Raw genomic sequence first — 21,383 nt, 5'->3', positions numbered from 1 at the left:
TTTCGATTAGCAGATTGACTTGTACTAAATTTAGTTATTTTTGAAAGAAATAACCATCAATTCATCCAACTTGAAAAAAATTACAAAATTCCTTTTCAAACTAATCTTAGGCTTTTTAGGATTCCTTTTATGCTATGGGCTTTCGGCCTACCTTTTATCCAAAATCACAATTGACAAAGAAGTTGACACCAAACCCGAAGTTGAAATTTTTATTCTAACTAATGGCGTACACACCGATATTGTTATGCCAACAAAAAATGCACAAATAGATTGGAGCCAACAAATTCAGTATAAGAACACAAAAGCAGCCGATTCGACCTATAACTACATCGCTATGGGTTGGGGCGATAAAGGTTTTTATTTAGAAACACCTGAGTGGTCTGATTTAAAAGCTTCGGTGGCCTTTAAAGCGGCAACAGGATTAAGCACTACGGCCATTCACGCCACCTATTACAAAACAATAAAATTAGGCAACGATTGTAAATCCATGCTAATTAGCAAAGAACAATACGGCCGTTTGATTGCTTACATCAACAATAGCTTTCAAAAAGATGCCTCAGGAAATTATATCCCAATATTTACCAATGCTAATTATGGAAAAACCGATGCTTTTTATGAAGCCACCGGAAGTTATAGCCTCTTTAAAACCTGCAACAGCTGGGCTAATAGCGCCTTAAAAGCCTGTGGCCAAAAATGTTCTTTTTGGACTGCTACTGATTCTGGAATTTTCTCGAAATATAAATAAAATCAAATAATGAAAATAGTATTTATGTTGTTTCTGTCTTTTAGTTTACAAAGTGCATATTCTCAATTTTCTCAAAAAATTACGCCTTGTGACGAAACTATTACTTGCAACGAAAAGAATCCTGAAACATTTATTTTCATCGGAAAAAAAATAAATGTCAGTCCAGTAAAACAACCTACAAATTGTTACACTATTGTAACGGATCCAAAAACTAAAATTAAGACTGAAATCTTACATGTACGAATGGATTCGAAATCTAAATCGAAATACAAAATCTTAACAAAAATCTCTCAAAATATAAACTTTGAAATTATTGATTTTGTATCATATGATCATAATTCAAAGGTGCGATATGATGAATTTGAAAATGTTCTCTTATTTGTTGGCAAATATTGTAATGAATTGATTCATAAAAAATATCAATATCAACCTGTTTACAAAATGAAAAATGGAAAGTGGGCATCACCTGTTTGTTGGGAATTCGATCCATCTAAAAGAAAAAGCAATAAACAACCGCATAAAGTTGATATGGAAGAACCAATTACTGTTCCTAGATACCAGTCTCATTCAAAATTAGAAAAAATTTATCAGGAACCCTATTATGAAATTAAGGAAGGTAAAGTATACATGCGCTATGGCTATTATCCCGAAGATTTAATAACGAACTAAAATCAATAAACATCAATAACCCCGATAACCAATAGCGCGGAAATGCTTTCCATACCCGCAAAACAATGAGCAAATAATCAATACAAAACATAACAAACTACTTTGTAGAGTTACTGGCTGAGATTGCTTCGTTCCTCGCAATGAACTGTGCTAAAAACCAATCGCTTGGAAATAGGCAAAGCTTAGCAACATTATAACCAAAAAAAAGCCCCAAAAAGGGGCTTTTTCAATATTTAAACTTAAGTGCTTATTTACTCAAGTACATTTTTCTTCTAGAGTACAATTCGTAGAATTGGTCGTCTTTTAAGTCATCAATAAACAAGATGCTTTCTCCTGTAGATTTCATTTCAGGTCCTAAAGCTTTGTTTACATTCGGGAACTTACTGAAAGAGAATACCGGTTGCTTGATGGCATATCCTTTTAATTGTGGATTGAAATCAAAGTCTGTTACTTTGCTATGTCCTAACATTACTTTAGTAGCATAGTTTACATAAGGCTCTCCGTAAGCTTTAGCAATAAACGGAACCGTACGGGAAGCTCTTGGATTAGCTTCGATAATGTAAACTGTATCGTCTTTAATAGCAAACTGGATGTTGATTAAACCAACCGTTTTTAATGCTACAGCAATTTTCTTAGTATGATCTTTAATTTGTTGCATTACAAATTCTCCTAAGTTAAAAGGAGGCAATGTAGCGTTAGAATCTCCTGAGTGTACTCCACAAGGCTCAATGTGCTCCATAATTCCGATGATGTAAACATTTCCGTCAGCATCACAAATGGCATCAGCTTCTGCTTCAATAGCTCCGTCAAGATAGTGGTCTAAAAGCAATTTGTTTCCTGGAATAGTCTTCAACAAGTTTACTACGTGCTCTTCTAACTCTTGTTTGTTGATTACAATTTTCATTCCTTGACCTCCCAATACATAAGAAGGACGAATCAATAATGGGAAATCCAATTGGTCAGCAAGTTCAGAAGCTTCGTCAGCTGTTTCAGCAATTCCAAACTTAGGGAAAGGAATTTTCAAGTCGGTCAATAAATCAGAGAAACGTCCTCTGTCTTCTGCTAAATCAAGTGCATCAAAACTAGTTCCGATGATTTTTACACCGTATTTAGCTAATTTCTCCGCTAATTTAAGCGCTGTTTGTCCACCTAACTGAACGATTACACCTTCTGGTTTCTCGTGTTGGATGATATCGTAAATATGTTCCCAGAATACTGGTTCAAAGTATAATTTATCAGCTGTATCAAAATCAGTCGAAACGGTTTCCGGATTACAGTTAATCATGATGGTTTCGTATCCACACTCTTTAGAAGCCAAGACTCCGTGTACACAAGAGTAGTCAAACTCGATTCCCTGCCCAATACGGTTAGGTCCTGAACCTAATACGATGATTTTCTTTCTATCAGTAACCACACTTTCATTGTCTACAAAACGGGTTCCATCTGCTTTTTCAATTTCAGCTTCAAAAGTAGAATAGTAGTAAGGTGTTTTGGCTTTAAACTCAGCCGCACAAGTATCAACTAGTTTAAACACACGGTTGATGTTCATGCTTCTACGCAAAGTGTGTACTTCACTTTCAAGACAACCCATCATGTGAGCAATTTGTCTGTCGGCAAAACCTTTTTGTTTGGCTTCAAGCAAAAATTCTTTAGGTAAAGTTGCTACAGTATATTTAGCAATTTCTTTCTCAAGAGTATGTAATTCTTCGTATTGTTTCAAGAACCACATATCGATTTTGGTAATTTCGTGAATTCTACTCAATGGAATTCCCATTGCAATAGCATCATAAATTACAAAAACACGATCCCAACTTGCATACGTTAGTTTTTCAATAATTTGCTCGTAATTAGTGTATCCTTTACCATCAGCTCCTAAACCATTACGCTTAATTTCTAAGGATTGAGTTGCTTTGTGTAAAGCTTCCTGGAACGAACGTCCAATACCCATTACCTCACCTACAGACTTCATTTGAAGACCTAAAGTTCTATCAGAACCTTCAAATTTATCAAAGTTCCAACGTGGTATTTTTACAATTACATAATCCAAAGTAGGCTCAAATAAAGCCGAAGTAGATTTTGTAATTTGATTTTGCAATTCATCTAAGTTGTATCCTAAAGCTAATTTTGAAGCAATTTTAGCAATTGGATAACCAGTAGCTTTAGAAGCTAATGCAGAAGAACGAGATACACGAGGGTTGATTTCGATAGCTACAATATCTTCTTTTTCATCAGGTGAAACCGCAAACTGTACGTTACAACCTCCAGCAAAGTTACCAATACTACGCATCATCAAGATAGCGTAATCACGTAATTTTTGGAAAGTAGTGTCTGACAATGTCATCGCAGGAGCCACTGTAATCGAATCTCCTGTATGGATTCCCATTGGGTCCATATTTTCAATCGAACAGATAATTACAACATTATCATTTTTATCTCTTAAAAGTTCTAATTCATATTCTTTCCATCCCATCAAAGCTTTATCAATTAAAACTTCGTGAATTGGTGATGCTTCCAGACCAGCAGTCAATAATCTATCAAAATCTTCTGGTTTATATACAATAGAAGCTCCGGTACCTCCCAATGTAAACGATGGACGAATTACAAGTGGAAAACCAAATTCCTGAGCAATTTCTTTTCCTCTCAAATAAGAAGTACAAATTTCAGCAGGAGCAGTTGGAACATTAATTTTCTTCAAAAGAGCTTTAAACTGATCTCTATCTTCAGTAATATTAATGGCATTTACATCAACTCCTATCAATCGTACTCCAAAATCATCCCAAATTCCTTTGTCTTGTGCTTCTAAACACAAGTTAAGCGCTGTTTGTCCTCCCATTGTAGGCAATACAGCATCAATTTGTGGATGCTCTTTTAGAATTTCGATAATCGATTTTGTTGTTAAAGGCTTCAAATAAATATGATCCGCCATAGAAGGGTCGGTCATAATTGTAGCAGGGTTTGAATTGATAAGAATAACCTCGATTCCTTCTTCGCGAATAGAACGTGCTGATTGTGATCCTGCGTAATCAAATTCGCAAGCTTGACCAATAACAATAGGACCTGAACCTATAATTAAAACTGATTTTATTGAAGTGTCTTTTGGCATTATATGATAATTATTGTTTTAATGAAGTAATTTTTTTTACTCAATTTCTCTTGTTTAAAAATGATGCAACTCACTAATAATCTTAAGCTTGAGTCTTATTTTACCGACAAGATATAAAAAAAGGCGGTACTAAAAAAAGTAACGCCCTTATTTATGCTTATATAAACATTATTTTTTGTGTCTAGGTTCGCTAGAAACAGTTAATTTATGTCTTCCTTTAGCTCTTCTACGCGCAAGAACTTTTCTTCCATTTGCAGAAGCCATTCTGTCCATAAATCCGTGTTTATTTCTTCTTTTTCTTTTCGATGGTTGAAACGTTCTTTTGCTCATTGCTTTGTATCTTTAAAACTTATTTATATGTATCTTTTATTTTTCGAATAGTGGTTATTCTGAAACCGAGTGCAAATATACAAAGACTTTTTTTTCTAGCAAGAAGTTTTATAAAAATATTTTTAATTCCTTTTACTATCTTTGCAAACACAAATTATATACCCATCATGTTAAACAAGAATATCAAACTTATTATCGCTGGACTTATCGTAATTACTAGCATTTGGCAATTTACAGAAAACAATATCGGAAATGGAATCTTCTTATTATTACTTACCATAATTCCTGTTTTTCTTTATTACAGAAACGAATTTATCTTATTGGCTTTTTTAAAATTAAGAAAACAAGATTTTGAAGGTGCTCAAAAATGGCTTTCTTATATTAAAAATCCAGAATCGGCATTGATTAGAAAGCAACAAGGTTACTTTAATTACCTTCATGGAATCATGCTTTCGCAAACTAACATCAATCAATCTGAGAAATATTTCAAGAAAGCAATTGAATTAGGTTTATCAATGGATATGGATTTAGCTGTAGCCAAATTAAACCTGGCAGGAATCGCTTTGTCACGCAGAAGAAAACTAGAAGCTACAAACTTGATTAGTGAAGTAAAAAAGCTAGACAAACAAAACATGTTGAAAGACCAAATCACAATGATGAAAGAACAAATGAAAAAAATCTAATTTTTTTCTAATTCAAACATAAAAAAACCAAATTCTTAATGTGAATTTGGTTTTTTTTATGACTATTTCCAACATTCAACTCCCTTGTATTATAGCTGCTAAGTTAGCATTAAACCAGCTGTATTTAGTATAAATCATTACATGAGTCCCTCCTGCTACCGAAATACAGTTTTGAATATTTTTCACAGGAAACATTCGGTCTTTATCTCCATGAATATGAATCACTCGTTTATCGACTTCTTTTCGATTCCAGAGAACCACTTTTTCAATAGCCCACTTTAAATAACGAATATCTCTAACTGATAAAAAAGTATCGTAAAGCTCCATTCGTTTTGAATATTTTTCTCCAAATACAAATTGTGCCAACTTTCCAAAACGCAATATCAAGCGAATGGGAATCCATTTATAAACTCCTGTTTTTCTAGCAAAGTGGATTCGTTTCGGAAATTCGAACTTAGATTTCACACTCGAAATAACAATCACTTTTCGAACAGCAATTAACTTAGCCATTTCCTGTACCAGAATCCCACCAAAAGATACCCCAATTAGTACGGGATACTCTTCTTTTATCCCTAAAGCTACTCGAGCAGCATAATCCTCTAAAGCTTCATCAGGTTCAGGGATTAGCCATTCTAAATAATAAACATCAAATAACGCTTCGTCCAATTTGATTCGCTCAAAAATCAAAGGATTTGCTGCTAATCCAGGCATAAAATAAACAGGAATTTTGCTCATAGTAAAATTTCAACTTTTGCAATAGTAAAAAAACTAAATTAAAACTTTTAAGAACGCTCACCTAATTTTACCAACAAGAAATCTCCAGCTTTACAACAACCCTAAAAATGTAAAGTTAAAATTATTTGATTTTGACTATCAATTACTTAACTTTACAATCCCTCATTTCTGTTAGAAATCATCGCACAGATAATTTGGCTATAAAAAAGAATAATCTTTATTAGTTCTTATTTTATAGTCTTTTCAATAAATAAAAAATTATGGAAACAATTGCAACTATCGAAATTAAAGACAACTCTTTTGCAAGACAATTTGAAACCACAATCCCCGAAGGACTCGTAACAGTAGAATATTCTTTTCAGGAACGAAAAATATTTTTAACTAAAATTAATACTCCCGAAGAATTCAATAACGAAAAATTCATTGACAATTTACTTAAAACTATCTTAGAAAATGCCATTGAACAACGATTAAAAGTCGTTCCTACCTACCCCAGAATCGTTCAGTTTTTCAAAAAAAATCCATCCTACAAAGAATTACTTCCTCCTGGAATCCGAATTTAACTCTACAAATAATTCTAAAACAAAAAAAGGCACAAGAATCAACTTGTGCCATTATTTTTATTGTTAAATCGGAATTTATTTTTCAATCTCTCTCATGCTTTCCATTTTCTTGTGCGCTAAGAAACCAGAAATATCTTCAAAATGCTCTACCACTCTTTTGTTTCCAAATTCGAAAACCTTAGTTGCTAATCCATCTAGGAAATCACGGTCGTGAGAAACTAAGATTAAAGTCCCATCAAAATCACGTAATGCATCCTTAATAATGTCCTTAGTTTTCATATCCAGGTGATTGGAAGGCTCATCCAGAATCAACAAATTAACAGGCTCTAACAACAATTTTATCATTGCCAAACGTGTTTTTTCTCCACCAGAAAGCACTTTTACTTTCTTTGTAATATCATCACCTTGAAACATGAATGCACCCAAAATATTTTTGATTTGAGTACGAATATCGCCAACAGCAATATTATCTATGGTTTCAAAAATAGTCGCATTTTCATCTAACAATGAAGCTTGATTTTGAGCAAAATAACCAATTTGAGCATTATGACCAATCTCAACACTTCCGCCATCAATACCAATTTCTTTCATGATAGCTTTAATCATTGTTGATTTTCCTTCCCCATTTTTACCTACGAAAGCTACTTTTTGACCTCTTTCAATAACAATATTAGCATCCTTAAAAACCACATGATCACCATAAGTTTTAGCCAAATCCTTCACCACAACCGGATATTGACCAGAACGAGCTGCAGGTGGAAATTTCAGTCTTAAAGCCGAAGTATCCACTTCATCCACCTGAACAATTTCTAATTTTTCTAACATTCGAACACGAGACTGAACCGCATCTGTTTTAGAAAAAGTTCCTTTAAATCGCTCGATAAAAGCACGATTATCAGCAATCATTTTTTGTTGCTCATCGTAAGCTTTTTGTTGGTGAATTCTACGATCTTTTCGCAATTCTAAATAATGCGAATATTTAGCTTTGTAATCGTATATTCTACCCATTGTTACCTCAATAGTACGATTAGTAATGTTATCAACAAAAGCCCTATCATGAGAAATCACCACAACTGCCTTAGCCGAATTAATCAGGAAATCTTCTAACCATTGAATACTCTCGATATCCATGTGGTTGGTAGGCTCATCCAGTAAAATCAAATCCGGTTTGCGCAATAAAATTTTAGCCAATTCGATCCGCATTCTCCATCCTCCTGAAAACTCTGATGTTTGTCTTGTAAAATCTTCACGAACAAAACCTAGTCCCATCAAGATTTTTTCCACTTCAGCCTCATAATTTACTTCTTCAATAGCGTAAAACTTTTCACTTAAATCCGAAACACGTTCGATTAACTTCATATAGTCATCACTTTCGTAATCCGTTCTAATCGTTAATTGCTCATTGATTTCATCAATTTCAGCTTTCATAGCAAAGATTTCAGAAAAAGCTTTTGAAGCCTCTTCCATCACTGTTGCTCCATCAGTAGTTAATAAATGCTGAGGCAAATAAGCCACAACAGCATCTTTAGGAGTTGAAACACTTCCTGTTGAAGGTTTAGAATTCCCTGCAATAATTTTTAAAAGTGTCGATTTTCCCGCACCATTCTTACCCATAAGGGCAATTTTATCGTTTTCATTGATAGCAAAAGAAACATCACTAAAAAGTGTAGTTCCTCCAAATTGAACCGATATATCGTTAATTGTAATCATTGTTTTTTATTTATTCGGTTAACCATTTAATTGATTAGCTCTTTTTTTGAAAGCTGCAAAGATAGCTTAATTAAGTAATTTGTTCCTATAAAATAAAAGCTTCTAATTGCAACCCAAAAATTGCAATTAGAAGCTTCAAAATAGTATCAAAAAATTCGATTAATTCGCTTTTGTCTTATTCAGAGTATTCCAAATATGCGCATTAGAAACTCCGATTTCTTCCGGAACAAAAACAGGATCTTTACCTGCTTTTTTCTGTTTTTCATAATCTAGTAAAGCTCTTAAAGCTGGTTTTTGTAGAAGAATAATTGCTACAATATTAAACCAAGCCATTAATCCCACACCTAAATCACCAATTGCCCATGCTAAAGTAGCCTGATTAATAGCTCCATACATAATAACAACCATCATAATCACCTTTAAAATATGATAAAACTTAGGCGATTCAATTTTTCTAGTCAAATATGAAATATTGGTTTCTGCAATATAATAATAAGCAATAATTGTTGTAAAAGCGAAGAAAAACAAAGCAATAGCAACAAAATAAGACCCAAAACCAGGAAATACAGTATCCATTGCATTTTGAGTATACGCTGGCCCTACCGCTACATTACTCAATCCATGGTACAAGAATTCCGATGCTCCTCCAGAACCAAAATTAGGATTCTGAACATTATACATTCCCGTAATCAAAATCATAAAACCTGTTGCTGAACACACAAACAAAGTATCAATATACACTGAAAAAGACTGCACCAAACCTTGTTTAGCTGGATGCGAAACATTAGCCGCGGCAGCAATATGTGGCGCAGTTCCTTGACCTGCTTCATTAGAATAAATTCCTCTTTTTACCCCCCACTGAATAGCTAATCCAAAAACAGCTCCAAAACCAGCTTCTAAATCAAATGCGCTTTTAAAAATCAAACTAATCACTCTCCCTAATTGATCAAAATTGACTCCTATAATTATTAACGCCAATATTATATAACCAATTGCCATAAACGGAACAATATATTCCGTAAACTTAGCAATCCTTTTTACACCTCCAAAAACGATAGCCCCAAACAACAACACCATTCCCAAACCTGAAATCCAAGTATCTAAATCAAAGGCATTTTTAATTCCCTCAGCAACCGAATTAGCTTGCACTCCCGGTAAAAAAGCTCCAGCAGATACTACTGAAACAATAGCAAATAAAATCCCAAACCATTTCATCCCCAAGCCTCTTTCAATATAAAAAGCGGGACCTCCACGAAATTCTCCTAAATGTTTTTCCTTATATATCTGTGCTAAAGTTGCTTCTACATAAGCTGTACTCGCCCCTAAAAAAGCTACTGTCCACATCCAAAACATTGCTCCCGGACCTCCAAAAGCAATCGCTGTAGCCACACCAGCAATATTTCCTGTCCCCACTCTTCCTGCCAAAGACATTGCTAATGCTTGAAAAGAAGAAACACCAGAATCTGTACTTTCTCCATCAAATAACAGACGCCACATTTCTTTGATGTGACGCAATTGCAAAAAACGAGTTCGTATTGAAAAATAAAGCCCTATACCCAAACATAAAACGATTAAACCGTTACTCCAAATAATATCATTTAACATTCCTACGAATTCTTCCATATTTCTATTAAGTATTAATTTATCATCAAAAAAACAACAAAACATCCATTTATCAAACATTTTTATACTAAAAAACAAAAAATAGCTTAAAAACAAAAAATGCTTTGTTCTTTACCAACAAAGCATTTTTAATAAATCCAACCGAATAAAAAGGGATACAGATTATTCTTTACGCCACTTTTTAGTTTCTTCAAAAACATGCTCCAAAATAGCAGCTTCTTTTTCGTCAAATTCAATTCCTCTTCTACCCATCACTAATTTAGCCGTATCAAAAGCTTTTTTAGTTAAATAAGTAGTAAATCCTGCCGCACCTCCCCACGAAAAACTAGGAACAAAATTACGCGGAAATCCAGTTCCAAAAATATTAGAACTCACCCCAACCACAGTTCCCGTATTAAACATGGTATTTATTCCACATTTACTATGATCCCCCATCATCAAACCACAAAACTGCAATCCTGTTTTAGCAAATCCTTCAGTTTCATAACTCCACAAACGCACTTCTTCATAATTGTTTTTCAAGTTCGAATTATTGCTATCTGCCCCAATATTACACCATTCTCCTAAAACTGAATTCCCTAAAAAACCTTCATGACCTTTGTTAGAATAATTAAACAACACCGAATTATTTATTTCTCCTCCTACTTTGGAATACATCCCAACTGTGGTAGCACCATAAATCTTAGCTCCCATCTTAACTACAGCACCTTCACAAAGTGCAAAAGGACCTCGAACCATAGTCCCCTCCATTATTAAAGTATCTTTTCCAATATAAATTGGTCCGGTTGACGCATTCAAAGTAACAAATTCCAACTGAGCACCTTCTTCAATAAAAATATGCTCAGGAGCAATTACATTGACACTTTTAGGAATAGGTTGTGATTTTCTATCTTCTGTTAAAAATTCGAAATCTTCACGAATTGCCGCAGCATTTTTAGAAAAAATATCCCATGTATTCATTACCGTCAAGCACTCTTCATTGTACTCGATAATTTCATAACTATCAAAATCTACTTCTTCCTGACTATCATTGGTGAAAAAAGCAATCACTTCTTCTCCTTTAAATATAGCTTGATTGGGTTCTAAATTAGAAACCATTTCAGCCAAAACTCCATTTGGAAGAAAAGAAGCATTAATCATTATATTCTCTTCTAATTCCACCATTGGATATTTATCAGACAAATATTCCTCAGTCAATGTTGTAATTGTAGAACCTAAATAGCGCTCCCATTTTTGACGAATTGTTAGAATTCCTACAAGAATATCCGCTACTGGACGCGTAAAAGTAAATGGTAATAAAGCATTCCGAGCTGGCCCATCAAAAAGTATATAGTTCATAAAGTTGTCTTTTTATTTATTGCGGTTTTTCTTAAAACCCGAGCCAAAGTTACAAAGTTTTCAAATAGATTAAAATAAAAAAGCCTCCCGAATGGAAGGCTTTGTTTATTGAGAAACAAATTAAAATTATTTAATATGTTTAGCGTATTTAGTTTTGAATTTATCGATACGTCCTGCAGTATCAATAAGTTTAGATTTACCAGTATAAAAAGGGTGAGAAGTTCTAGAGATCTCCATTTTTACAACTGGGTATTCAACACCGTCAACTGTAATTGTCTCTTTAGTATCAGCAGTAGATTTAGTAATAAAAACGTCATCATTTGACATGTCTTTAAAAGCAACTAATCTGTAATTTTCTGGGTGTACACCTTTTTTCATCTTGAATCTTTTTTATTTGTTTGGCTATAACCCCTTTTGAAGCTTTCCTTTTAACAGAAAAGGTATAAACGAATTATAACTTTTTATTTTTAACTATTATTTTGAGGATGCAAAAATACAATTATTTTTCAATAAACAAATGTTTATTTCTTTTTTTTATATAAAGTGCTAAAAACAGTTTTTTACTCTTCAATATACAGGGAATTACTATATTTGTTGCTTAATTGAAAGTATCTTACAATGATTCACGAAACTATCAAAAAAAACGGAATTACTTTTGGTATAATTACTGGTTTAACTTCTGTATTAATTACTACTTTAATTTATTCCATTAATTTAAATTTATTTACTTCACCCTGGATTGGATTTGCTAATCTAGCCTTATATTTTACTATTGCTGTAATTTTACTTGTAAAAACGAAGAAAGAATTCAAAGCCACTTTCACTTTTAAAGATGCTTTTACCACTTATTTTATTTCAGCATTAATTGGAATTGCAATTTCAGTAGTTTTCAATATTATATTATTCAATTTTGTTGATCCTTCAGCCAAAGATATTATTAAAGAGTTAACTCTTAAATATATGGTATCCGCGATGGAAAAATTCAACACACCAGCTGAAACTATTAACAAAGCCATTAACGACATGAAAGAAAACGACCAATTTTCAATAATAGGCTTATTAAAAGGCTCATTATCTAATATTGTTTTCTGTACCATTTTTGGTTTAATTTTAGCTGCTTTCTTTAAAAGCAAACCTACATCACAAGTATAAAATCGATGAATTTATCCATACTAATACCACTTCTTAACGAAGAAGAATCACTTAAAGAACTTTACACTTGGATTATAAAAGTAATGCAAGAGCACCGTTATTCTTACGAAATTATATTTCTAGATGACGGAAGTACAGATAATTCTTGGTCTATTATTCAAAGTTTTGCAGCCGACAACAATCATGTAAAAGGAATCCGATTTATGAAAAACTTCGGAAAATCTCAAGCTTTACATGCCGGATTTGCTAAGGCACAAGGCGATGTTATTATCACTATGGACGCTGATTTACAGGATAGTCCTGAAGAAATCCCTGGATTATACCAAATGATTACTCAGGAACATTTTGACTTGGTTTCTGGATGGAAAAAGAAACGCTATGACTCCGTTGTAGCCAAAAATCTTCCTTCTAAATTATTCAACTGGGCCGCTAGAAAAACTTCTGGAGTTCATTTAAATGACTTTAATTGTGGTTTAAAAGCTTACAAAAACATTGTAGTTAAAAACATTGAAGTTTCAGGCGAAATGCACCGTTACATACCTGTTTTAGCTAAAAATGCAGGATTTGGAAAAATTGGAGAAAAAGTAGTTCAACATCAGGCTAGAAAATACGGCGAAACTAAATTTGGTATGGAACGTTTTATTAACGGTTTTCTGGATTTGATTACCATTTGGTTCTTATCTCGATTTGGAAAAAGACCTATGCATTTATTTGGCGCTATCGGATCTTTAATGTTTGTTATCGGTTTTTTATTAGCAGGATACATTGGTATATCTAAATTATACCACATGTATAACAACATGCCATACAGCTTAGTGACTAACAATCCTTGGTTTTTTATTGCATTAACCACAATGATATTAGGTACACAATTATTTTTAGCTGGATTTTTAGGTGAAATTATTTTACGCACCAAAAATAATGAAGAACGATACAAAATTTCAAATGAGATTAATTTCTTATAATTAAACACCTTAGTTTGTCAATTATAAATTATTTATTTCCTAATTTTAGAAGAGTCAAACTATCACATAAAAACTAAAAACAACCGATTATAAAATCTAGAATCTAAAAACGCGACAAGAATGGATATTAAGCAAAATATTTTAGAGGCAGTTAATGAATGGCAAAGCCCAACATTTGATACAGCAACCCAAGAAGAATTAAAAAAAATAATTGCAACTTCTCCTAAAGAACTTGAAGAAAGTTTCTATAAAAATCTAGAGTTTGGAACTGGTGGAATGCGCGGTATTATGGGGGTTGGAAACAATCGAATTAACAAATACACCCTTGGAAAAAGTACGCAAGGTCTTTCAAATTATCTAAAATCAGTTTTTACAAACCAAGCTATAAAAGCCGTTATTGCTTTTGATTGTCGCCACAACAGTAAATCATTAGCCAAAGTAGTTGCTGATGTTTTTTCTGCTAATGGAATACAAGTTTACCTTTTTTCAGATTTAAGACCTACTCCGGAACTGTCTTTTGCATTAAGACATTTAGGTTGCCAATGCGGAATTGTACTTACAGCATCACATAATCCACCAGAATACAATGGATACAAAGTATATTGGCAAGATGGCGGACAAATTGTTCCACCAGAAGATGAGGCAATTATTAATGCAATCGAAAAATTAAATTACAACGAAATTAAATTTGACGCTAACGAAGACTTAATTGAATACATAGACAAAGATGTTGACCAAGCGTTTATAAATTCAACCATTGAAAATGCTAGTTTCAATACTCCTGCTGAAGCAAAAGACAATCTAAACATTGTTTTTACTTCTTTACACGGAACTTCTATTACTGTAATGCCGGAAACTTTTGCGCAAGCAGGTTACAAAAATGTACATTTAGTTGAAGAACAAACGGTTCCTAACGGAGATTTTCCAACAGTAAAATCACCAAATCCAGAAGAACCAGAAGCTTTAACTTTAGCGTTAGCATTAGCCGATAAAACTAACGCTGATATTGTTATTGGCACAGATCCAGACTGCGACCGTTTAGGAATTGCCGTTAGAAACAATGAAGGCAAAATGACTTTGTTAAACGGTAACCAAACGATGATTTTAATGACTGCTTTTTTATTAGAAAAATGGAAGAAAGCAGGTAAAATCAACGGAAAACAGTTTGTAGGTTCTACTATTGTTTCTACACCTATGATTATGGAATTAGCCTCAGCTTATGGAGTAAACTTCAAAGTAGGATTAACCGGCTTCAAATGGATTGCTAAAATGATTAAGGATTTTCCTGAATTGCAATTTATTGGTGGTGGAGAAGAAAGTTTTGGATACATGGTGAGTGATGCTGTTCGCGATAAAGACGCAGTAGCAGCAACCTTATTAATTTGCGAAGTAGCTGCTCAAGCTAAAGCTAACGGAAGTACCGTTTACAAAGAATTATTACAATTATACGTTGATCACGGCTTTTATAAAGAATATTTAGTTTCATTAACTAAAAAAGGAATGGAAGGCTTGCAAGAAATCAACCAAATGATGATTGACTTGAGAGAAAATCCATTAAAAGAAATCAACGGACAACGTGTGGTTATGATAGAAGATTACCAATCTTCTATTGCTAAAAATTTATTGGACGGTGAAGAATCAGTTATGGATATGCCTAAATCAAATGTGCTTATTTATTATACGGAAGACGGTTCTAAAATATGTGCTCGCCCAAGTGGAACTGAACCAAAGATTAAATTTTATATTAGCGTAAACACTGAGTTAGATGCAGTAGAAAACTTCAACGATACAGAAGCTTATTTAGATCAAAAAATTGCTGCAATAATCTCCGAAATGCAATTAAAGTAATGGATATCAATATAAAAAAATTAATTCCTTTTGTTTCAAATTATAAAAAACACATTTATTTAAATGTGTTTTTTAATATATTCTATGCATTGTTTTCTACTTTGCTAATGGTATCCATGATACCCACTTTGAATGTACTTTTTGGGATTGATGAAAAAATTTATAATGCTCCAAAATACGAAGGAATTGGAAATATTAAAAAGTACACTGGCGACTTCTTGAATTACAAAATGACAACACTTACCGATGTTTACGGTTTTAAAATCATGTTGTTATTTGTTATTTCAATTATTATAATCACTGCTTTTTTAAAAAATACCACCAACTACTTTGCTTCTTATCATGTAACCCGATTAAGAACAGGTGTACTTAGAGATTTAAGGAAAAATTTATATGCAAAAATTATTAATTTACCTGTATCTTACTATTCTGAAAAAAGAAAAGGAGATGTAATGGCTCGCATGCTTGGAGATATTAATGATGTTCAAAATTCTTTTTTTCAAGTTTTGGAATTAGTTGTTAGAGAGCCTTTGACTATTCTTTTTTCAATAGCAACGATGTTTATTATTAGTCCAAAACTCTCTCTTTTCGTTTTGGTATTTATTCCTGTTGCAGGAATTATTATTTCAAGAATTGGAAAAAATTTAAAAGCTAAATCGATAAAAGCCCAAAATGAAAATGGTATATTTATTTCCATCCTTGATGAGACTTTAGGCGGATTAAAAGTAGTTAAAGGCTATAATGCAGAAGATTCTTTTATAGACAAATTCAACAGTTCCATTAATCGTCTTTTACATCTTTCTAACAGCATCGGAAACAAAAACAATTTAGCTTCTCCAATGAGTGAATTCTTAGGAATTGTAACCATTTCTGTTTTATTATGGTTTGGAGCCCAACTTGTAGTAGAAGAACACTCTATTACATCAGCCACATTTATCACTTATATCGCTCTTGCCTACACCATTTTAACTCCTGCAAAAGCAGTTTCTAAAGCTTCCTATCAAGTCAAATCGGGTTTAGCAGCAGCAGAAAGAGTATTCACTTTGATGGATCAAGAAAACACTATAATTGATGCACCAAATGCTGTTGACAAAGAGACTTTCAATAGTGCTATCCGATTAGAAAATATTAATTTTAGATATAAAAAAGAGAATGTTCTTAATGACTTTACACTAGAAATACCTAAAGGAAAAACAATTGCTTTGGTTGGACAATCTGGTTCAGGAAAAAGTACTATTGCCAATTTATTAACTCGTTTTTACGATGTTAACGAAGGTAAAATTACCATGGATGGACAAGATATTAAAGATATTAAACTAAATTCACTTCGTAGCTTGATGGGCTTAGTTACTCAAGATTCTATTTTATTCAACGATACTATCAAGGCCAACATTGCACTAGGAAAACCTGATGCAACCGACGAAGAAGTTATTGAAGCTTTAAAAATTGCTAATGCCTACGAATTTGTAAAAGATTTACCAGAAGGAATTTATTCCAACGTAGGCGATAGTGGAAACAAACTTTCTGGTGGTCAAAAACAACGTTTATCTATTGCTCGTGCTGTTTTGAAAAACCCACCAATTATGATTTTGGACGAAGCTACCTCTGCTTTGGATACCGAAAGTGAAAAATTTGTACAAGTTGCTTTAGAAAACATGATGCAAAATAGAACTTCTATTGTAATTGCACACCGCCTATCAACAATTCAAAAAGCAGATGTTATTGTAGTCATGCAAAAAGGAAAAATTGTAGAACAAGGTACGCACGATGAATTAATCGCGTTAAATGGTACTTACAATAAATTAGTATCGATGCAATCTTTCGAATAAATAATTAAAATTTAACATCAATTCATTTTAGATTCAAAAACGAATAATACCTTTATAAAACCATTTTAAATCTAAAAAAAATGTATCACAATAATCCAAATATTAAACTTCCAGAAAACACTGAAACCGTTATCTGGAAGTATTTGGACTTATCAAAATTTTTAGACTTATTGCTTTCGCAAAAATTATTCATGTCACGATCAGACAAATTTGAAGATCAATACGAAGGCACTTTTAGCGAACCAACTTACGAAGAAATCAAAAAGTTAGCCATTGACAACCCCGATTTTATCAACTACTACAAAACACATAGAGAGAAAGTAGCCATTAGTAGCTGGCATATCAATGAGTATGAATCTTTTGCTATGTGGCAAATTTTTACGCAAAACAGCGAAGGACTTGCTATTCAATCCACCATTGGACGATTGCAAAAATCCTTAAATCCGGAGAATAATTTCAAACAATATATTGGCGAGGTAAACTATATCGATTACAAAAAAGAATACATTCCGTTTGACGATTTGTTTTTCCCTTTTCTATTCAAACGAAAAAGTTTTCAATACGAACGTGAAGTACGCATCATTACAGATGTGAGCGACAGTTCCATAAAACTCAACGATGGATTAAAAATCAATGTAGACATTAATCAATTAATTGAGAAAATCTACATTCACCCCAAATCGGAAAACTGGTACAAGAATCTGGTAATCGAATTGGTAAAACAATTAGGTTTTGATTTCACCATTGAAAAATCCGATTTAGAAAGTGATATTCTAATTTAAATTGGATTGTAACTCTTTACCTCCCAATCTTTATCCAAAAGGTTAATATAGTTGTAATGCAACACATCATTTTTGTCAAATTGCCCGTTTTTATTCGTATCCTCAACGGTTCTAAAATACAAACGATTTTTAGATTCTACTAAACTCCAATCTATCAGTTCTTCAAAATTAGCTGAAATTTTTGTAAAATGTTCTCCGCTAATATCACTTAAATACAACGATTTTATATCACTTGTATCTAATTTTCCATCCTTATTAGTATCCACATCATACATGGTATACACTAAAACTTGTTGTTTGGTTTTATCAGCAATAGCTTTTAAATAAGTCGCGGTTAAAATTAAAGCAGGCTTATCGGTCAAGGCATGTATGGAGTCTGAATCTATTTTTTGGAATTTTAAATTTTGCAAATACCCCGTTACTTCATCATCACCTAAGTTAGAAATCGTAAAACTCAAATCAATCACACTTGAAGAACCATATTTTGCTTTTGTTCCACGCTCATACACCCGTAAATCACCAACAGGATGAATTAAATAATCTGTTCCTTCCATTTGAATTGGCAAGTCGGCAATAGCTATTTGAGTCGAATCAACTCTAGCCACTTGCTTTTCTTTATTAGCAGCATCATAAATCACTTTAGGCTTCTCTACTTCTTGTTTACAACTCACTAAAAATAGAATTGCAAAATTCATCAAGACTATATGTACTGTTTTCATAGGAATGTGATATTAAAATAATTTCAAATGTAATGATTTTTAAAAATGCTTTTGAATTTTAAAGGTATTTTATGACTTATTAACAGCTTTGTAAAAACACAAAAACAACCTGACACTACAACTTTGCATTCAATTTGATATTAAATATTCTTGTAGTCATATAATTAGGTATAGCATATTCATTTTTAGAATATACATCGCGAACCCAAGTATTGGTAATGGCATTTTGGTTGTTAAACAAATTGAATATTTCTAAACCAATAGCTAATTCTTTAAAACCACTGAGCCAACTTTTTTTAGTTCTTTTCGAATTAGCATCAATCAAAACTTTAGAAAATCCAACATCAACACGTCGGTAATCATTCAATCTGTTTTGATATTGATAAGCATCTGTATAAGAAGGTGAACCACCTGGCAAACCGGTATTGTAAACCAAATTCAAATACAATCTCATACTTGGAATATTAGGCATATAATCTTGAAACAAGATACCAAATTTTAGTCGTTGATCCGTTGGTCTGGCTATATAACCTCTATCATTACTATTTTCTTCTGTTTTAAGATAACCAAAACTAAACCAAGATTCTGTTCCAGGTACAAATTCGCCATTCAATCTTAAATCTACTCCTTGAGCATAAGCTTTAGCATCGTTAGTAGCGGCATAACGGATTCTAACATTTTCTATTGTATAGGTATTAACATTGCTTAACGCTTTATAATACAATTCAGAAACCAATTTAAACGGACGTTGCCACATTTTAAAATTATATTCGTTTCCTATGACTACTTGAACCGATTGTTGTGCTTTTACATTATCCTGAACGGCTCCTGAAGCATCTCTTAATTCTCTATAAAAAGGCGGTTGATAATAAAATCCTCCAGATATTCTAAACAACATATCTTTCTGCCAATTAGGTTTTAAAGCGAGTTGTCCTCTTGGACTAAAAACTGTTTGTGATTTTCCAAAAGTATTGGTCCCTGAGACAACCCAATTTTGCATTCGAACACCGGCAGTATACCAAAGTTGAGCATTTTCTAAATCAGATTTAGAATTCCACTGTAAATATCCTGAGAACCGATTAATTGTATTATAATTTGTTGCAAAAACACTACGAAAAGGCGCTAATGGTCCTGTATACGATGTACCAGGTTGATTGTCTCTAGAAAATTCTAGAATTGGCGGATTAATCGAAAATCCTGCCGAATCAATTACTTCCCACTCCATCACCCTATCTCTAATTGATTCTCGAGTGTATTTTACACCAAATTCCAAATTACTTTTTGCCCAATTATAAAAACCTTTTACTTCAGTGTTTACAATCAGAGCATCTAGATCATTTCTGGCATGATTCAATTCAGTACCAATTCCATTAGCATAGGCGCCATCATAGGAATCTGAACCTATTGTAGTAGTATTATCCTTTAAAAGATATTGAGCTAAAATATCAAAATGCTCTTGTTCTAAGGTATGAAATAAAGAACCAATAAATTTAAATCTCAGCTTCTCAGTGGCTTGGTAAGTTGTTTTTAAAGCACCAAAATAAGTTTGATAAGCATCCTTTTCTTGACCTTCATAATACACATTCAACTCCATTGGTTTATCAATAGTACCAAATCGAGTTTTTCTAACCAAAGGTTCGTAATTGTATTTATTTTGCGAAATATTTCCAAGGAAACTCCATTGCCATTTTGCGGATGCTTTGTAGTTTACATTAGTTTGTACATCTACAAATGAAGGTGTATAATTAGTTTTCGTATCTTGACTATTCACTAAAAGACTATTGTTTCTATAACGTACTCCTGTAACCGAACTCCATTTTTTATTCTTAGAAACTGCATCAACAGCCAGGCTTCCACCCAATAAACTCGCTTCAAAAGTTGCCGAAAAACGAGTTGGAGTTCGATAAGTAATATCTAAAACCGAGGATAGTTTGTCGCCATATTTAGCCTGAAATCCTCCTGCTGAAAAAGTAATATTCTGAACCAAATCAGTATTAGTAAAACTCAATCCTTCTTGTTGACCGGATCGTATTAAAAAAGGACGATACACTTCTACATCATTAACATAAACTAAATTTTCATCATAGTTCCCACCTCTAACAGCGTATTGCGAACTCATTTCGTTATTAGAATTGACCCCCGCTAAGGTTTTCAAAACATTTTCAATTCCTGCATTAGCACCTGGTAATTTCTTGATTACCTCTGGAGAAATTGTGGTTATACCTTGAATTTGGCTTCTCTTATCTTTACTAATAATAATTTCCCCCATTTGTTCTTGGTACTCATTCATTACCAAATTCAATTCGTAATCCAAACTGCTTTTTAATAATAAGGTGACAGTTGTTTTCTTGAAAGTCAAATGACTAAAAACCAAGTTTACTTTTTTATTGATAGGTACTTTTATCGAATAAAACCCTTTCGAATCGGACTGAGTAGCATGTCCAGAAAACGAAATAGTAACGTTACTTACAGGATGATTTTGTGCATCAAGCACCGTTCCTTTGACTCTAGATAATTGTGCCAAAGAAGAAAAACTAATCCAAAATACTATAAATAGGAAATTAAATTTACTGATGTTCAAGGTGTCTT

Annotated in this window: 18 protein-coding genes; 9 read left to right on the top strand and 9 right to left on the bottom strand. The window is 32.9% G+C overall.

Features of this window, described 5'->3' with window-relative positions:
* The first annotated feature begins 70 nt into the window (after positions 1 to 70).
* Positions 71 to 745 (top strand): TIGR02117 family protein, encoded by a 675-nt coding sequence (locus AC4FRF_RS15125; RefSeq protein ID WP_491160802.1) that lies wholly within the window; start codon positions 71 to 73, stop codon positions 743 to 745.
* A gap of 9 nt (positions 746 to 754) precedes the next feature.
* Entirely contained in the window at positions 755 to 1,414 is a 660-nt protein-coding gene (locus AC4FRF_RS15120) for a hypothetical protein (RefSeq protein ID WP_491160690.1), read from the top strand.
* Positions 1,415 to 1,661: 247 nt separating this feature from the next.
* On the opposite strand, the gene carB is transcribed toward AC4FRF_RS15120, so the two are convergent.
* Both carB and rpmH read right to left on the bottom strand, forming a co-directional pair.
* The gene (carB, locus tag AC4FRF_RS15115) at positions 1,662 to 4,517 is read right to left on the bottom strand and encodes a carbamoyl-phosphate synthase large subunit (RefSeq protein ID WP_491160688.1); all 2,856 of its coding nucleotides are present in this window, start codon (positions 4,515 to 4,517) and stop codon (positions 1,662 to 1,664) included.
* 168 nt (positions 4,518 to 4,685) lie between these two features.
* Positions 4,686 to 4,847 (bottom strand): 50S ribosomal protein L34, encoded by a 162-nt coding sequence (gene rpmH, locus AC4FRF_RS15110; RefSeq protein ID WP_008464848.1) that lies wholly within the window; start codon positions 4,845 to 4,847, stop codon positions 4,686 to 4,688.
* 167 nt (positions 4,848 to 5,014) lie between these two features.
* Here rpmH and AC4FRF_RS15105 point away from each other — a divergent pair, with 167 nt between their 5' ends.
* Entirely contained in the window at positions 5,015 to 5,530 is a 516-nt protein-coding gene (locus AC4FRF_RS15105; protein WP_491160681.1) for a DUF2892 domain-containing protein, read from the top strand.
* Between the two features lie 75 nt (positions 5,531 to 5,605).
* Here the strand turns inward: AC4FRF_RS15105 and AC4FRF_RS15100 are convergent, their stop codons facing one another.
* Complete coding sequence (locus tag AC4FRF_RS15100) at positions 5,606 to 6,265, bottom strand: alpha/beta fold hydrolase (protein ID WP_491160679.1); 660 nt, start codon at positions 6,263 to 6,265, stop codon at positions 5,606 to 5,608.
* Between the two features lie 260 nt (positions 6,266 to 6,525).
* Between AC4FRF_RS15100 and AC4FRF_RS15095 the strand changes: the two genes are divergently transcribed.
* Entirely contained in the window at positions 6,526 to 6,828 is a 303-nt protein-coding gene (locus AC4FRF_RS15095; protein WP_439227319.1) for a GNAT family N-acetyltransferase, read from the top strand.
* Between the two features lie 75 nt (positions 6,829 to 6,903).
* Here the strand turns inward: AC4FRF_RS15095 and AC4FRF_RS15090 are convergent, their stop codons facing one another.
* The 4 genes from AC4FRF_RS15090 to AC4FRF_RS15075 form a co-directional block, all read right to left on the bottom strand.
* Positions 6,904 to 8,538, bottom strand: a complete 1,635-nt coding sequence (locus AC4FRF_RS15090; protein WP_491160677.1) for an ABC-F family ATP-binding cassette domain-containing protein — start codon at positions 8,536 to 8,538, stop codon at positions 6,904 to 6,906.
* A 159-nt stretch (positions 8,539 to 8,697) separates the two neighbouring features.
* Positions 8,698 to 10,161, bottom strand: coding sequence for an alanine/glycine:cation symporter family protein (locus tag AC4FRF_RS15085; RefSeq protein WP_491160675.1), 1,464 nt, complete (start codon positions 10,159 to 10,161; stop codon positions 8,698 to 8,700).
* Between the two features lie 162 nt (positions 10,162 to 10,323).
* Positions 10,324 to 11,499 carry a GlmU family protein gene (locus AC4FRF_RS15080; RefSeq protein ID WP_491160674.1) on the bottom strand — a complete coding sequence of 392 codons (1,176 nt, stop codon included), beginning with the start codon at positions 11,497 to 11,499 and terminating at the stop codon, positions 10,324 to 10,326.
* Positions 11,500 to 11,625: 126 nt separating this feature from the next.
* Positions 11,626 to 11,877, bottom strand: coding sequence for a type B 50S ribosomal protein L31 (locus tag AC4FRF_RS15075; RefSeq protein ID WP_035662670.1), 252 nt, complete (start codon positions 11,875 to 11,877; stop codon positions 11,626 to 11,628).
* Positions 11,878 to 12,117: 240 nt separating this feature from the next.
* Between AC4FRF_RS15075 and AC4FRF_RS15070 the strand changes: the two genes are divergently transcribed.
* The 5 genes from AC4FRF_RS15070 to AC4FRF_RS15050 all read left to right on the top strand — a co-directional run bounded on the left by AC4FRF_RS15070 (position 12,118) and on the right by AC4FRF_RS15050 (position 18,075).
* A complete protein-coding gene (locus AC4FRF_RS15070) occupies positions 12,118 to 12,651 on the top strand; it encodes a DUF4199 domain-containing protein (protein WP_491160671.1) in 534 nt (177 codons plus the stop codon).
* A gap of 5 nt (positions 12,652 to 12,656) precedes the next feature.
* A complete protein-coding gene (locus AC4FRF_RS15065) occupies positions 12,657 to 13,616 on the top strand; it encodes a glycosyltransferase family 2 protein (RefSeq protein WP_491160669.1) in 960 nt (319 codons plus the stop codon).
* A 120-nt stretch (positions 13,617 to 13,736) separates the two neighbouring features.
* Positions 13,737 to 15,464, top strand: a complete 1,728-nt coding sequence (locus tag AC4FRF_RS15060) for a phospho-sugar mutase (protein ID WP_491160667.1) — start codon at positions 13,737 to 13,739, stop codon at positions 15,462 to 15,464.
* Positions 15,464 to 17,293, top strand: a complete 1,830-nt coding sequence (locus AC4FRF_RS15055; protein ID WP_491160665.1) for an ABC transporter ATP-binding protein — start codon at positions 15,464 to 15,466, stop codon at positions 17,291 to 17,293. The genes AC4FRF_RS15060 and AC4FRF_RS15055 overlap by 1 nt, the downstream gene beginning before the upstream one ends.
* Before the next feature lie 80 nt (positions 17,294 to 17,373).
* On the top strand, positions 17,374 to 18,075 hold the full coding sequence (locus AC4FRF_RS15050) for a DUF2971 domain-containing protein (RefSeq protein ID WP_491160663.1): 702 nt from the start codon (positions 17,374 to 17,376) through the stop codon (positions 18,073 to 18,075).
* Here the strand turns inward: AC4FRF_RS15050 and AC4FRF_RS15045 are convergent.
* Together AC4FRF_RS15045 and AC4FRF_RS15040 are read right to left on the bottom strand one after the other, a co-directional pair.
* A complete protein-coding gene (locus tag AC4FRF_RS15045) occupies positions 18,072 to 18,794 on the bottom strand; it encodes a hypothetical protein (RefSeq protein ID WP_491160661.1) in 723 nt (240 codons plus the stop codon). The genes AC4FRF_RS15050 and AC4FRF_RS15045 overlap by 4 nt on opposite strands.
* A gap of 115 nt (positions 18,795 to 18,909) precedes the next feature.
* The gene (locus tag AC4FRF_RS15040) at positions 18,910 to 21,375 is read right to left on the bottom strand and encodes a TonB-dependent receptor (RefSeq protein WP_491160659.1); all 2,466 of its coding nucleotides are present in this window, start codon (positions 21,373 to 21,375) and stop codon (positions 18,910 to 18,912) included.
* Positions 21,376 to 21,383 lie beyond the last annotated feature (8 nt).

The sequence above is a fragment of the Flavobacterium sp. ST-158 genome, assembly GCF_058309975.1.
The sequence above is the reverse complement of the archived record's forward strand: the minus strand, read 5'-3'. Positions and strand labels throughout refer to the sequence as shown.

Bases quoted from the DNA above. Each gene is read 5' to 3' on its own strand.
- AC4FRF_RS15120 (WP_491160690.1), top strand. From the start codon at position 755: ATGAAAATAGTATTTATGTTGTTTCTGTCTTTTAGTTTACAAAGTGCA.
- carB (WP_491160688.1), bottom strand. From the start codon at position 4,517: ATGCCAAAAGACACTTCAATAAAATCAGTTTTAATTATAGGTTCAGGT.
- rpmH (WP_008464848.1), bottom strand. From the start codon at position 4,847: ATGAGCAAAAGAACGTTTCAACCATCGAAAAGAAAAAGAAGAAATAAA.
- AC4FRF_RS15105 (WP_491160681.1), top strand. From the start codon at position 5,015: ATGTTAAACAAGAATATCAAACTTATTATCGCTGGACTTATCGTAATT.
- AC4FRF_RS15100 (WP_491160679.1), bottom strand. From the start codon at position 6,265: ATGAGCAAAATTCCTGTTTATTTTATGCCTGGATTAGCAGCAAATCCT.
- AC4FRF_RS15095 (WP_439227319.1), top strand. From the start codon at position 6,526: ATGGAAACAATTGCAACTATCGAAATTAAAGACAACTCTTTTGCAAGA.
- AC4FRF_RS15090 (WP_491160677.1), bottom strand. From the start codon at position 8,538: ATGATTACAATTAACGATATATCGGTTCAATTTGGAGGAACTACACTT.
- AC4FRF_RS15085 (WP_491160675.1), bottom strand. From the start codon at position 10,161: ATGGAAGAATTCGTAGGAATGTTAAATGATATTATTTGGAGTAACGGT.
- AC4FRF_RS15080 (WP_491160674.1), bottom strand. From the start codon at position 11,499: ATGAACTATATACTTTTTGATGGGCCAGCTCGGAATGCTTTATTACCA.
- AC4FRF_RS15075 (WP_035662670.1), bottom strand. From the start codon at position 11,877: ATGAAAAAAGGTGTACACCCAGAAAATTACAGATTAGTTGCTTTTAAA.
- AC4FRF_RS15070 (WP_491160671.1), top strand. From the start codon at position 12,118: ATGATTCACGAAACTATCAAAAAAAACGGAATTACTTTTGGTATAATT.
- AC4FRF_RS15065 (WP_491160669.1), top strand. From the start codon at position 12,657: ATGAATTTATCCATACTAATACCACTTCTTAACGAAGAAGAATCACTT.
- AC4FRF_RS15060 (WP_491160667.1), top strand. From the start codon at position 13,737: ATGGATATTAAGCAAAATATTTTAGAGGCAGTTAATGAATGGCAAAGC.
- AC4FRF_RS15055 (WP_491160665.1), top strand. From the start codon at position 15,464: ATGGATATCAATATAAAAAAATTAATTCCTTTTGTTTCAAATTATAAA.
- AC4FRF_RS15050 (WP_491160663.1), top strand. From the start codon at position 17,374: ATGTATCACAATAATCCAAATATTAAACTTCCAGAAAACACTGAAACC.
- AC4FRF_RS15045 (WP_491160661.1), bottom strand. From the start codon at position 18,794: ATGAAAACAGTACATATAGTCTTGATGAATTTTGCAATTCTATTTTTA.